The sequence below is a fragment of the Pseudenterobacter timonensis genome, assembly GCF_900021175.1.
Classification (GTDB): Bacteria; Pseudomonadota; Gammaproteobacteria; order Enterobacterales; family Enterobacteriaceae; genus Enterobacter; species Enterobacter timonensis.
Map to the genome: position 1 here is coordinate 684,470 of NZ_FCOP01000011.1, position 13,704 is coordinate 698,173.

Here is a 13,704-nt window from a genome sequence, read left to right on the forward strand (position 1 = left end):
CGATATGGAAATTATACTTGGCGTCGTGATGTTCACGCTTATCGTGCTGGTGCTGTCAGGATTGATCCTGATTGCCCGCTCGAAGCTGGTCAATTCCGGCGACGTAATCATTGAGATTAATAACGAGGCGGATAAACAGATCCGCACCCCGGCGGGGGATAAGTTGCTCAATACCCTCTCGGGGAACGGGATCTTTGTCTCCTCGGCCTGCGGCGGCGGCGGCTCCTGCGGGCAGTGTCGCGTGACGGTCAAAGAGGGGGGCGGCGATATCCTGCCCACCGAACTGGCGCACATCACCAAACGCGAGGCCAAAGAGGGCTGTCGCCTGGCCTGCCAGGTGGCGGTGCGGCAGAATATGAAAATAGAGCTGCCGGAAGAGATCTTCGGCGTGAAGAAATGGGAGTGCGAGGTTATCTCCAACGATAACAAAGCCACCTTTATTAAAGAGCTTAAGCTGCGGGTACCGGAGGGGGAAGATGTTCCTTTCCGCGCCGGCGGCTATATTCAGATCGAATGCCCGCCGCACACGGCGGCTTATGCAGATTTCGACGTGCCGGAAGAGTACCGCGCCGACTGGGATAGATTTAATCTCTTCCGCTATGTGTCTGAGGTTAAAGAGCCCGCGCTGCGCGCCTATTCCATGGCTAACTACCCGGACGAGAAGGGCATAATTATGCTCAACGTGCGTATCGCCACGCCGCCGCCGGGCGTACCGGACGCGCCGCCAGGAGTGATGTCCTCTTATATCTGGTCGCTGAAGCCCGGCGATAAAGTGACTATCTCCGGCCCCTTCGGCGAGTTCTTTGCCAAAGAGACGGAAGCGGAGATGGTCTTTATCGGCGGCGGCGCGGGCATGGCGCCGATGCGCTCGCACATTTTCGACCAGCTTAAGCGCCTTGGCAGCAAGCGGAAGATCAGTTTCTGGTATGGCGCCCGCTCGCGGCGTGAAATGTTTTATGACGACGAGTTTGAGCAGCTGGCGCGTGAAAACCCTAACTTTACTTTCCACGTGGCGCTTTCCGATCCGCAACCGGAAGATAACTGGATGGGCTATACCGGCTTCATCCATAACGTGCTCTATGAAAATTACCTCCGCCAGCATCCGGCGCCGGAGGATTGCGAGTTCTATATGTGCGGCCCGCCGGTCATGAACGCGGCGGTTATCCGCATGCTGAAAGATCTCGGCGTGGAGGATGAAAACATTCTGCTGGATGATTTTGGAGGCTGACGATGGTGGTATTCGTGGCGACCTTTGCGATCTTTGTGCTGGTGATTTTTGGTATGTCGCTGGGCTGGATCATAAAGCGAAAAAGCATTCAGGGAAGCTGCGGCGGTATAACCGCGCTGGGGATGGAGAAGGTTTGCGACTGCCCTGAGCCGTGCGATGCGCGCAAAAAACGGATGGCGCGCGAGGCCCGGCGTATTCTGTAATTTTACCCGGCAGCGCTGCGCGGGCCTGCGTTTGCAGGCCGGCAAGCTGCCACCGCCCGACATTTTTTTGACATACTTCTCAACCCTTATTTCTTTACTGTATACTCATCCAGTAATAAGTGAGGGTTTACAATGCGCAAAATAATCCATGTCGATATGGACTGCTTTTTTGCCGCAGTGGAAATGCGTGATAATCCGGCATTGCGGGATATCCCCATCGCGATTGGCGGCAGCCGCGAACGACGCGGCGTGATCAGCACCGCGAACTATCCGGCGCGCAAATTTGGCGTGCGCAGCGCCATGCCCACGGCGATGGCGCTCAAGCTCTGCCCGCACCTCACCCTTTTGCCGGGGCGTTTTGACGCCTATAAAGAGGCCTCCCGGCATATTCGTGAAATCTTCTCCCGCTACACCTCGCTAATTGAACCTCTCTCGCTCGACGAAGCCTATCTGGACGTGACCGACAGCCTGCACTGCCACGGCTCGGCTACCCTGATGGCGCAGGCGATCCGCCAGACAATTTTTGATGAGCTGCAGCTTACCGCCTCGGCGGGGGTGGCGCCGGTGAAGTTTCTGGCAAAAATCGCCTCGGATCTTAATAAACCGAACGGCCAGTATGTGATTACCCCTGACGAAGTGCCCGCTTTTTTAAAGACGCTGCCGCTGGCCAAAATCCCGGGCGTTGGCAAGGTGTCTGCCGCGAAGCTGGAAAATATGGGGCTGCGCACCTGCGAGGATGTGCAGAAAAGCGATCTGGCGATGCTGCTCAAACGCTTTGGCAAATTTGGCCGCGTGCTGTGGGAGCGCAGCCAGGGAATTGACGAGCGCGACGTCAACAGCGAGCGGCTGCGTAAATCGCTTGGCGTGGAGCGTACCCTGGCGGAGGATATTCACGACTGGTCGGCATGCGAGGCCATTATCACTGGCCAGCTTTACCCGGAGCTGGAGCGCAGGCTGGCGCAGGTGAAGCCGGACCTGCTGATCGCCCGTCAGGGGGTTAAGCTTAAATTTAACGACTTTCAGCTCACCACACAGGAGCATGTCTGGCCACGGCTCAATAAAGAGGATCTGGTGGCGACGGCCAAAAAAACCTGGGAGGAGCGTCGGGCAGGGCGCGGAGTGCGGCTGGTGGGGTTACACGTTACGTTGCTTGACCCGCAGCTGGAACGTCAGCTGGTGCTCGGGCTATAAAAAAGCCGGGTGGCGGCTACGCCTTACCCGGCCTACAAAAGCAGAACCGCAGATCCCGTAAGCGAGTACCACCGGGCAACAAAGCACGTTCCCGTAGGCCCGGTAAGCGCAGCGCCACCGGGCGAGATACTACTTACTTAGCAGGAATCGCCTTCAGCAGTTCCGTCAGCAGCGTCCAGTAGTGGCCGACGCTTTCGATATGGACCTGCTCATCCGGAGAATGCGGACCGGTGATGGTTGGCCCGATTGAGACCATATCCATATCCGGGTACGGTTTTTTGAACAGACCGCACTCCAGCCCGGCGTGAATCACCTGAATGTTCGGCGTGCTGTTAAACAGACGCTGATAGGTTTCGCGCACCAGCGCCATTACCGGCGAGCTGGCGTCCGGCTGCCAGCCTGGGTAGCTGCCTTTCGCTGAGATCTCTGCCCCTGCCAGCTTGCCAAGGGAGGTCAGCATACTCACCACGTAATCTTTACCGCTGTCGATAAGGGAGCGGATCAGGCAGATGATCTCCGCGCTCTCGTCGCTCATGGTTACCACGCCCACGTTCAGAGAGGTTTCCACCACCCCTTTCGCCACGTCGGAGTTGCGGATCACGCCGTTTGGCGTGGCGTTCAGCAACTGCATGAAGCTGTCGCGGGAGCGGGTGGTCAGCGCCGCTTTGTCGCTGCTGGCCGGTTCGAGGATGACGGTCAGGTTCTTCTCTTTCTCTGACAGTTCGTTTTTCAGGATCGCCAGATAGTCATTCGCCAGCGCTTTAAGAGCATCTGCTTTGTCGGCGGCAACCGCGACGGTTGCAAAGGCTTCGCGCGGAATGGCGTTACGCAGCGTACCGCCGTTGAAATCCACCAGGCGCAGATCCAGCTCTGCCGCGTGGCCTGCCAGGAAGCGCGCCAGCAGTTTGTTGGCATTGCCCAGGCCTAAGTGGATATCGCCACCGGAGTGGCCGCCTTTCAGCCCTTTCAGCGTCAGCTTAAAGGTCTGGAAGCCCGCCGGAACCGCTTCACGGGAGAGCGGCAGGGTGGAGATGAAGTCGATCCCGCCGGCGCAACCCATATAGATTTCGCCCTCTTCTTCGGAATCGGTATTGATGAGAATATCAGCCTGCAGCCAGTTCGGTTGCAGCCCGAACGCGCCGTCCATACCCGCCTCTTCAGTCATCGTCAGCAGCACTTCCAGCGGACCATGCTCTACGCTGTCGTCTGCCAGTACCGCCAGCGCGGAGGCCATACCGATGCCGTTATCCGCGCCGAGAGTCGTGCCGCGCGCTTTTACCCACTCGCCGTCGATGTAAGGCTGAATCGGGTCTTTGGTAAAGTCATGCTCGGTGTCGTTATTTTTCTGCGGCACCATGTCCAGATGCGCCTGGAGGACCACCGGTTTACGGTTCTCCATGCCCGCGGTGGCGGCTTTGCGAATCAGAATGTTGCCCACCTGGTCACGCTCGGCATGCAGTCCTTTTTCCTTCGCCCAGCCCATAATGTGTTCGGCAAGCTGTTCTTCGTGATAGGAAGGGTGAGGAATAGAGCAAATCTTGGCAAAAATATCCCACAGCGGCTGCGGGGATAGCTGAGACAGTTCAGACACGATAAGTCTCCTTGTCAGCGGCCTGCAAACAGGCTTGCAGGTCACAGGGTTAGCGGGTTAATAGACACCACAAGACGGGCTTGCGAGATGAAAGGGAGAATACCACTTTATCTTCCGTCGGGTAGCATAAAGCGAGTAAAAACTCAGGCGCGGGGCGCTAAACACTGGTTTTTAGTGCGCCAGATCTCTATAATCTCGCGCAACCTATTTCCCCCTTGAACACTTTTTAAGCCGTATACAAACAGGCTGGGACACTTCACATGAGCGAAAAATACGTCGTCACCTGGGACATGTTGCAGATTCACGCACGCAAACTGGCCGCACGCCTGATGCCTTCCGAGCAGTGGAAGGGCATCATCGCTGTTAGCCGTGGCGGTCTGGTACCGGGGGCGCTGCTGGCACGTGAGCTGGGTATTCGTCATGTCGATACCGTATGCATCTCCAGCTATGACCACGACAATCAGCGTGAGCTGAAAGTGCTGAAACGCGCCGAAGGCGACGGCGAAGGGTTTATCGTTATTGACGATCTGGTGGATACCGGCGGTACCGCCGTGGCAATCCGCGAAATGTACCCTAAAGCGCACTTCGTTACGATCTTCGCTAAACCTGCCGGTCGCCCGCTGGTTGACGATTACGTTATTGATATTCCGCAGGATACCTGGATTGAACAGCCGTGGGACATGGGCGTGGTCTTCGTGCCGCCTATTTCAGGCCGTTAATTCTTCAGGAAACTTTACACGCCCGGCCACGCCGGGCGTTATTTTTTAGCCTGCTCCACGTTACAATAGTCTTAATGTGACGTATCCATGGAGGCAGCGCGCAATGACACAGCCTAATCTCAGCGAAACCCTTTTCAAGCCCCGTTTTAAACATCCCGAAACCTCGACGCTGGTTCGTCGCTTTAATAGTGAAACGCAGCAGTCGGTACTCTCCACGCTGGACGGTAAAAATGTGCCGCACTGGTATCGCATGCTTAACCGCTTAATGTGGGTCTGGCGCGGTATCGATCCGCGCGAAATCCTCGATGTGCAGGCGCGCATCATCATGAGCGACGCCGAACGGACCGACAGCGAACTGTACGATACGGTGGTGGGCTACCGCGGCGGCAACTGGATTTTTGAATGGTCAAAGCAGGCGATGGTCTGGCAGCAGAAGGCCAGCCAGGAAGAGGATGCGGCGCTGAGCGGCAAATACTGGCTGCGCGCCTCGAACCTCTACAGCATCGCCGCCTATCCGCATCTGAAGGGCGACGATCTGGCCGAGCAGGCCCAGGCGCTGGCCAATCGCGCCTATGAAGAGGCGGCGCAGCGGCTGCCTGGCCGCCTGCGTGAGATTCAGTTCGCGGTGCCCGGCGGCGCCCCCGTGACGGGCTTTTTACATATGCCGGAAGGGGAGGGGCCATTCCCGACGGTGCTGATGTGCGGCGGTCTCGACGCCCTGCAAACCGACTATTACACCCTCTATGAGCGTTATCTGGCACCGCTGGGGATCGCCATGCTGACGCTGGATATGCCCTCTATCGGCTTCTCGTCAAAATGGAAGCTCACCCAGGACTCGAGCCTGTTGCACCAGCAGGCGCTGAAAAAGCTGGAAAATATTCCCTGGGTTGACCATACCCGCGTGGCGGCGTTTGGCTTTCGCTTTGGCGCAAACGTCGCCGTGCGTCTGGCCTATCTGGAATCCTCCCGGCTGAAAGCGGTCGCCTGTCTGGGGCCGGTGGTCCATGCGTTGCTCAGCGAACCAAAGCGGCAGGGCAGCGTGCCGGAGATGTACCTCGACGTATTCGCCAGCCGCCTGGGGATGCATGACGCCTCGGATGAGGCGCTCCGGGTAGAGCTTAATCGCTATTCGCTGAAAACCCAGGGGCTGCTGGGCCGCCGCTGCCCTACGCCTATGCTTTCCGGCTTCTGGAAGAACGATCCCTTCAGCCCGGAAGAGGAGTCACGTTTAATTACCTCGTCATCTGCGCAGGGCAAACTGCTGGAGATTCCCTTCAGGCCGGTGTACACCAATTTTGACAAGGCGCTTAAGGAAATTGCCCACTGGCTCGCAGAGAGAATGTGTTAAGAGATTGCTAAATTCTGATGGTTTGGTAAAACAGTGACTTCACAAAAGGAGATCGCAATGACGTTACCGAGTGGACACCCGAAGAGTAGACTGATTAAGAAGTTCATGGCTCTTGGCCCCTATATCCGTGAAGAGCAGTGCGAAGAGAATCGCTTTTTCTTCGACTGCCTGGCAGTTTGCGTCAACGTGAAGCCTGCTCCCGAGAAACGTGAGTTCTGGGGCTGGTGGATGGAAATGGAAGCAGAAGAGAACCGTTTTACCTACAGCTATCGCTTTGGGCTGTTTGATAAAGAGGGCCACTGGCAGGAGACCGCCATTCAGGATCCTGAAGTGGTCGACAAGCTGGAGCATACCCTGCGCGAGTTTCACCAGCGGGCGCGCGAACTGCTGGCGAGCCTGGGACTGAAGCTGGAGCCCGCTGACAATTTCACCAACCAGACGGTGAAACTTACGGCCTGATACGCCGCCCGGGCTTACGCTCGCGTAGCCCATCAGATGCAAAAAAGCCTGACGATAATCGCCAGGCTTTTTTATTTCTGTCCGCTTAGAACTGGTAGGTCATACCAATCGCCACAATATCATCGCTGCTCACGCCCAGCTCATTATCGTCATCAATCTGGTTGATTTTATAATCAACAAACGCTGACATATTTTTGTTGAAGTAATAGGTCGCGCCAACGTCGATATAATTGACGATATCTTCATCACCGATCCCTTCAATATCTTTGCCTTTCGACTGTACATAGCCCAGAGAAGGACGCAGACCAAAGTCAAACTGATATTGCGCGACTAATTCAACGTTCTGTGCTTTATTGGCAAAACCACCGGAGATAGGCGCCATATTACGGGTTTCAGAATAGATCGCTGCCAGGTAAATATCGTTAGCGTCATATTTCACGCCAGTTGCCCAGCCTTCAGCTTTATCGCCTTCGCCGCGCGCCTGAAGATTCTGTTCGTTGGTGCGATCGGAGTTAGCATAGGCGCCGATAATGGTGAAATCGCTGCTGCCGAAGTCATAGCTGAGGGAGGTGCCAAAGCCGTCGCCGTTCTGTTTCTTCACGTCGCGGTTTTCATTTTTACCCTGGTATTGCAGGGTCATGTCCAGACCATCAACCGCGCCGAAGAAGTCGGTGTTGCGCCAGGTCGCCAGGCCGCTGGCGCGTTTGGTCATAAAGTTGTCGGTCTGAGCCAGACCGTCGCCACCGAACTCAGGGAACATATCGGTATAGGCCGCCACGTCATAGAGCGCGCCCAGGTTACGGCCGTAGTCAAATGAGCCGACGTTCTGAATTTTAATACCGGCGAATGCCAGACGGGTTTTTTGGCCGCCTTCACTTTCGGTTTTGTTACCGGCAAATTCTGCTTCCCAGCGACCATAGCCGGTCAGCTGATCGTTAATCTGGGTTTCGCCTTTAAAGCCGAAACGGACATAGGTCTGGTCGCCATCTTTTGCATCGTCATCGCTCAGATAATGCATTGCTTTTACTTTACCGTACACGTCCAGTTTATTTCCGTTTTTATTATAAACTTCCGCGGCGTGCAGTGATGCGGTAGAAAGAATGCCCATAACCACCAATGCCAGAGTGCTCTTTTTCATTTTCAATCCTGATATTGTAAAACGCGCAATGATTCGCTGAGCGATAAGATGAATCTTATGCTCCGTGAAAAAACAGGAAGGGTTTTATCGTTCTGTAATGAACGTTTTATGACAAAGTAAGAATAATTTTAAATATCTCTGTTTTTTTATTTCAGTAATAAAACTGTCAAACTCTGCCGCTACGCTTCCTGATCCCGCGCAACAAAATGGGGAGCTTTGTGCTCCGGCAGTTGGCAACAAGCCAGACTCCTGTTACAACGTCTGCTTGATTTCAAATTTTGTTTAACGGCAGAACATCATGAGTGACAGCCAGACGCTGGTGGTAAAACTGGGCACCAGTGTTTTAACGGGCGGATCCCGCCGCCTGAATCGCGCCCATATCGTCGAGCTTGTGCGCCAGTGCGCGCAGCTGCATGCCGCAGGGCATCGCATTGTGATTGTGACTTCCGGGGCTATCGCCGCCGGGCGTGAACACCTGGGCTACCCGGAGCTTCCCGCCACCATTGCCTCCAAGCAGCTGCTGGCGGCGGTCGGCCAGAGCCGGCTGATCCAGCTCTGGGAACAGCTTTTCTCCATCTACGGCATTCATATCGGGCAGATGCTGCTGACCCGCGCGGATATGGAAGATCGCGAGCGCTTCCTGAACGCCCGCGACACCCTGCGCGCCCTGCTGGATAACCATATTGTTCCGGTAATCAACGAAAACGACGCTGTGGCGACGGCGGAAATTAAGGTGGGGGATAACGATAACCTCTCCGCCCTGGCCGCTATTCTTGCTGGCGCCGATAAACTGCTGCTGCTGACCGATCAGCAGGGGCTGTTCACCGCCGATCCGCGCACCAATCCGCAGGCGGAGCTGATAAAAGATGTCCACGGCATTGACGATACGCTGCGCGCCATCGCGGGCGACAGCGTCTCCGGGCTGGGTACCGGCGGAATGGGCACCAAGCTGCAGGCGGCCGACGTGGCCTGCCGGGCGGGCATTGAGACGATTATCGCCGCAGGCAGCCGCCCGGGCGTAATTGGCGACGTGATGGAAGGGATTGCCGTCGGCACCCGTTTTCACGCGCAGGCTTCGCCGCTGGAAAACCGCAAACGCTGGATCTTTGGCGCGCCGCCGGCGGGAGAAATCACCGTTGATGAAGGGGCGACCGCCGCGATGCTGGAAAGAGGAAGCTCCTTGCTTCCCAAAGGCATTAAAAGCGTGACAGGCAACTTCTCCCGTGGTGAAGTGATCCGCATCTGTAACCTTGAAGGGCGCGATATAGCGCATGGCGTCAGCCGCTACAACAGCGACGCACTGCGTCGTATTGCGGGGCATCATTCGCAACAAATCGACGCCATTCTGGGCTACGAATATGGCCCGGTCGCCGTACATCGTGACGATATGATCGTTCGCTAAGGAGCTGAACATGCTGGAACAAATGGGCGCCGCTGCCAAAGCCGCCTCCTGGAAAATGGCGCTCCTTTCCAGCCGTGAAAAAAACCGCGTGCTGGAAAAAATCGCTGATTATCTTGAAGCCCAGTCGCAGGAGATCCTGCTGGCTAACGAGCAGGACCTGCTCGAAGCGCGCCGTAACGGTCTGAGCGAGGCGCTGCTCGACCGTCTTGCGCTTAACCCCGCCCGTCTGAAGGCGATTGCTGACGACGTACGCCAGGTCTGCAAGCTGGCCGACCCGGTAGGGCAGGTGATCGACGGCGGATTACTCGACAGCGGCCTGCGCATTGAGCGTCGCCGCGTGCCGCTTGGCGTGATCGGCGTGATTTATGAGGCGCGGCCGAACGTGACCGTTGACGTCGCCTCCCTGTGCCTGAAAACCGGTAACGCCGCCATCCTGCGCGGCGGCAAAGAGACCTGGCGCACCAACGCCGCCACCGTGAAGGTGATCCAGCAGGCGCTGGAAGAGTGCGGCTTACCCGCAGGCGCGGTACAGGCGATCGAAAGCCCTGACCGGGCGCTGGTCAGTGAAATGCTGCGCATGGATAACTATATCGACATGCTGATCCCCCGCGGCGGCGCGGGTCTGCACAAGCTTTGCCGCGAGCAGTCCACCATTCCGGTGATCACCGGAGGAATTGGCGTCTGCCATATCTTTGTGGATGAGAGCGCGGAGATCGAACCGGCGCTCAACGTGCTGGTGAATGCCAAAACCCAGCGCCCCAGCACCTGCAACACCGTGGAGACGCTGCTGGTGCATCAGAATATCGCCGATCGCTTCCTGCCTGCGCTGAGCCGTCGCATGGCGCAGTGCGGCGTGACGCTGCACGCGGATGAAAACGCGATTGCCCGATTGCAGGATGGCCCGGCGAAGGTGGAAGCGGTAAAAGCGGAACAGTATGACGACGAATATCTGTCGCTGGATCTGAGCGTGAAGGTGGTGGCCGATCTGGATGAGGCGATCGCCCATATCCGCGAGCACGGCACCCAACACTCGGATGCGATCCTGACCCGCACGCTGCGTAACGCCGACCGCTTTGTCAACGAGGTGGACTCCTCGGCGGTCTATGTAAACGCCTCGACCCGCTTCACCGACGGCGCCCAGTTTGGTCTGGGGGCGGAAGTGGCGGTGAGTACCCAGAAGCTGCACGCCCGCGGCCCGATGGGGCTGGAGGCGCTGACCACCTATAAGTGGATTGGCTACGGCGACGATACGGTTCGCGCCTGACAGCCAGCGGGCGGTGTCAAAGCCGCCCGCGTTATCCTTCCGTATGTGGGGCCGAGCGCTCCTGCACGGCCGTATCCAGCGCGTTCATCTGCTCTTTTAGCGCGGTCAGGCTCAGCGGTTTGCCAATGAGATAGCCCTGCGTTTCATCGCAATCCATCGTAATCAGCTTTTGCAGCTGCCCCTCGGTCTCCACCCCTTCCGCCGTGATGCTCAGCGAAAAAGCCTTGCCCAGCCCGATGATATTTTCGACGATAGTATTGGCGCTATCGCTCTCCGGCATACCGGAGATAAAGGATTTATCGAGCTTAATGCCGTCGAACGGGAAATTGCGCAGATAGCTCAGGGAGGAGTAGCCGGTGCCAAAATCATCCATCAGCAGCTTCACGCCCAGCTTCTTCAGCGCCAGCATCAGCTCAAGGCTGCTCTCCGGGTTCCAGAGCGTCGCATTTTCGGTGATTTCAATCTCCAGCCGCGCCGGATCAAGCTGCGACTGCCGTAACGCCTCCCTGACGCGATCCACGATCCCCCAGGACTGGAACTCCACGGCGGAGATGTTCACCGAGACGGAGAGTCCCTCCAGCGACTGCTGGGTATCCCGGCAGGCGGTATTCAGGACCCACTCGCTAAGGGGAACGATAAGGCCGGTCTCTTCCGCAAGGGAGATAAACTGATCCGGCATCAGCAGGCCCAGCTCCGGGTGTTCCCAGCGGATCAGCGCTTCCACGGCGATAATCCGCGACGAGTTCAGACCGTAGCGCGGCTGGTAGACCAGCCGGAACTGCTGCTGCTTAATCGCCTCGCGCAGGCTGTTCTCCATTTCGCGGCGCTGCACCATCTGTTCGGCCATCTCGGGCGTGTAGAACATCCACCGGTTTCGCCCGGCGCTTTTCGCCTTGTAGAGCGCAATGTCTGAGAAGCGCAGCAGCTCCCCTGCGTCCACGGCATCCTGCGGCGCCAGCGCAATGCCGATGCTGGCGCCGATCAGAACCTCGTTGCCGTTGATATCGAAGGGGCGGGCGAGCTCCTGCAAAATGCGTTCACACAGCGTTTCAATATCATTCCGGTCGTGGACGTCGGAGATAATCAGAATAAATTCATCGCCCCCCTGACGCGCCACCAGATCGATGTCGCGAACGCAGTTGCGCAATCTTACCGATACTTCATGCAGAACGGTGTCGCCTGCGGCATGGCCGAAGAGATCGTTCACCGGCTTAAACTTATCGAGGTCGAGACTCATCATGGCCAGAGGATGGCGCTGGGTCGGCTGCGCCTGGAGCTTACCTTTCAGAAATTCACGCATCCGCACCCGGTTAGGCAGCCCGGTCAGCTCATCGTGGCTGGAGAGATACTGCACACGCGCCTGCGCTTCCACCTCCAGGGTTACATCCGTGGCGGTGCCCCGGTAACCCGTTACCCCTTCCGGCGTAATAACCGGCTTAATGGCGATATGGCAATAGCGCTGATGCCCCATCGCCGACAGGTAGCGGCAGTGCAGCAGGCGGCGGTGGCCGGTCTGCCCGGGCAGCGTTATCCACTCCGCCAGCGACTGGCTGTCTGCCTGCAGAAAGTCGGTGACCGGGCGGCCAAGCCAGGCGGAGATACTATGGCCGGTAATGCCGGGAAAGCGATCCGACAGCCAGGTAAAACGCAGGTCGGTATCGGTTTCCCAGATCCAGTCGGTGGTCGCCTCCGCCACATCCCGAAAGCGACGTTCGCTGGCGGTAAGCGCGTGGCGGCTTTGCGTCAGCAAAAAGCTGTTTTCATCATACATCCGCGCTTTTTTAAGAATGTTGCGCCCGAGATACAGGCCAAGCAGGGTGGTGCAGAGCGCCAGCAGGATCAGCAGCGGCAGGATAAAACGCATCAGCGCCCGCCCCGGGTTTTCGCTTTGCCACTCGAAGGTAACGGCTTCTCCGTCAATGGGTAGCGTCACCGAGCCGGGCCGCCCCGTCATAGCGGCACTGTTTTTCTGCTGTACCCGCATCCCCTTGATGCCATACTCCTCCCCAAGCGCCATCAGCTTTTTATCATCCAGCACATCAACAAATACCAGGATGGAGGCGGGGCCGGAGAGAGGCGTGACGCGACTATCGTCGCCGGTCGTAATATTCGCCGCGGCGATGAGCGCCGGATGTCCCGCCTGTATCACCACTTTGTTCGCCAGGGGTAAGGCATCGGTTTTATTGATGGTCTGCAGCAGTTCCGGCACGGGGTTCTCCCCCAGCCAGGCCTGGAGCGAGCGATTGCTCAGTTTGCCGTTGATTACGCTGTAACGGGTCTGCCCGCTGCCGTCCAGCACAAACACCCCGTCATACTCAAAATCGCGCCAGAGCGTGGCGCCCAGGTTCTGGCGATGCCAGGCCCAGTCGGTATCCACGCGGGGATGCAAGTGCTGATAGGCTTCGCCCCACCAGGCATAATCTTTCGTATGGGTGGCAAGGGTATCCGCACGGTTCGTCATCGCCTTTTGCAGCAGCATCGCGCTTTGCTGGTCGGCATCCTGATTGATATTCCGCACAATAGTGAGCAGGGCGAGAATAGCGATAATAAACAGCGCGGCCAGCAGCGAGGCCATCACCAGCAGGGCGCGTTTAATAAAGTTAGCGGTGCTTCTGTACTCAAGATCCGGCGCGGACATATCATCGTTGACGACGCGTATTTGCATGCTTTTTACCCATAGAAGTATTCAGCCTCTTTTATTATCGGCCTGCCCCGGGGAGGCTTGATGGCAGGCAGACTGTTTTCAAGATAGCTGATTTCGCAGGAGAAAGGGGCGAGAGGCGACGGCAGGGGGCAAAACAGCGGCTAAGTGTGACGGCTGACACGTTCGCACCTGAGTAAACAGACAATTTGTGCTGATTTAAGGGAGGGTGATGTAAAAAACATCAACTAAACAGAGAGGGTGTTGACGAGGCAAAGCGTTTTTCTTAACCTTGCACCCCGTAGTCACGTTCGTGACGCGCTCCGGAACGCCGATATAGCTCAGTTGGTAGAGCAGCGCATTCGTAATGCGAAGGTCGTAGGTTCGACTCCTATTATCGGCACCATCTAAATCAATCACTTACACATCATTCGTGCCCTCCTTATTTTCAATGTGGGACAGATTTGGGACAGAAGTGCCAAAAACAGAGTCAATTTGGCGTGCATGTTCGGTTACCGGC

The 13,704-nt window shown here is 57.2% G+C and carries 11 protein-coding genes, 1 tRNA gene and 1 pseudogene; 9 read left to right on the forward strand and 4 right to left on the reverse strand.

The annotated features are described in order from the left end of the window. The first annotated feature begins 4 nt into the window (after nt 1-4). The 3 genes from nqrF (at nt 5) to dinB (ending at nt 2,622) form a co-directional block, all read left to right on the forward strand. Entirely contained in the window at nt 5-1,228 is a 1,224-nt protein-coding gene (gene nqrF, locus BN3796_RS09510) for an NADH:ubiquinone reductase (Na(+)-transporting) subunit F (RefSeq protein WP_061708112.1), read from the forward strand. Nucleotides 1,229-1,230: 2 nt separating this feature from the next. Continuing rightward, nucleotides 1,231-1,431 (forward strand): (Na+)-NQR maturation NqrM, encoded by a 201-nt coding sequence (gene nqrM, locus BN3796_RS09515; protein WP_061708113.1) that lies wholly within the window; start codon nt 1,231-1,233, stop codon nt 1,429-1,431. 132 nt (nt 1,432-1,563) lie between these two features. After that, on the forward strand, nt 1,564-2,622 hold the full coding sequence (gene dinB / locus BN3796_RS09520; RefSeq protein WP_061708114.1) for a DNA polymerase IV: 1,059 nt from the start codon (nt 1,564-1,566) through the stop codon (nt 2,620-2,622). A gap of 133 nt (nt 2,623-2,755) precedes the next feature. Here the strand turns inward: dinB and pepD are convergent, their stop codons facing one another. Further along, nucleotides 2,756-4,213, reverse strand: coding sequence for a cytosol nonspecific dipeptidase (gene pepD, locus BN3796_RS09525; protein ID WP_061708115.1), 1,458 nt, complete (start codon nt 4,211-4,213; stop codon nt 2,756-2,758). Nucleotides 4,214-4,473: 260 nt separating this feature from the next. On the opposite strand from pepD, the gene gpt reads away from it, so the two are divergent. The 3 genes from gpt to crl all read left to right on the forward strand — a co-directional run bounded on the left by gpt (nt 4,474) and on the right by crl (nt 6,739). Further along, nucleotides 4,474-4,932, forward strand: a complete 459-nt coding sequence (gene gpt / locus BN3796_RS09530) for a xanthine phosphoribosyltransferase (protein WP_003863205.1) — start codon at nt 4,474-4,476, stop codon at nt 4,930-4,932. 103 nt (nt 4,933-5,035) lie between these two features. After that, a complete protein-coding gene (gene frsA, locus BN3796_RS09535) occupies nt 5,036-6,280 on the forward strand; it encodes an esterase FrsA (protein WP_061708116.1) in 1,245 nt (414 codons plus the stop codon). Between the two features lie 57 nt (nt 6,281-6,337). Beyond that, entirely contained in the window at nt 6,338-6,739 is a 402-nt protein-coding gene (crl, locus tag BN3796_RS09540) for a sigma factor-binding protein Crl (RefSeq protein WP_061708117.1), read from the forward strand. 85 nt (nt 6,740-6,824) lie between these two features. On the opposite strand, the gene phoE is transcribed toward crl, so the two are convergent. After that, nucleotides 6,825-7,877: a phosphoporin PhoE gene (gene phoE / locus BN3796_RS09545; RefSeq protein ID WP_061708118.1), complete on the reverse strand. Its 1,053-nt coding sequence runs from the start codon at nt 7,875-7,877 to the stop codon at nt 6,825-6,827. Nucleotides 7,878-8,175: 298 nt separating this feature from the next. Between phoE and proB the strand changes: the two genes are divergently transcribed. Together proB and proA are read left to right on the forward strand one after the other, a co-directional pair. Beyond that, complete coding sequence (proB, locus tag BN3796_RS09550) at nt 8,176-9,279, forward strand: glutamate 5-kinase (protein ID WP_061708119.1); 1,104 nt, start codon at nt 8,176-8,178, stop codon at nt 9,277-9,279. A gap of 10 nt (nt 9,280-9,289) precedes the next feature. Continuing rightward, nucleotides 9,290-10,543 (forward strand): glutamate-5-semialdehyde dehydrogenase, encoded by a 1,254-nt coding sequence (gene proA, locus BN3796_RS09555; protein WP_061708120.1) that lies wholly within the window; start codon nt 9,290-9,292, stop codon nt 10,541-10,543. Nucleotides 10,544-10,574: 31 nt separating this feature from the next. Here the strand turns inward: proA and BN3796_RS09560 are convergent, their stop codons facing one another. Beyond that, on the reverse strand, nt 10,575-13,208 hold the full coding sequence (locus tag BN3796_RS09560; RefSeq protein ID WP_321572439.1) for a bifunctional diguanylate cyclase/phosphodiesterase: 2,634 nt from the start codon (nt 13,206-13,208) through the stop codon (nt 10,575-10,577). A 306-nt stretch (nt 13,209-13,514) separates the two neighbouring features. Here BN3796_RS09560 and BN3796_RS09565 point away from each other — a divergent pair. Then, nucleotides 13,515-13,590: transfer RNA gene (locus BN3796_RS09565), tRNA-Thr, on the forward strand. Between the two features lie 14 nt (nt 13,591-13,604). Here the strand turns inward: BN3796_RS09565 and BN3796_RS20970 are convergent. Next, nucleotides 13,605-13,700, reverse strand: a pseudogene (locus BN3796_RS20970) (hypothetical protein); the annotation flags it as partial. Nucleotides 13,701-13,704: the final 4 nt, after the last annotated feature.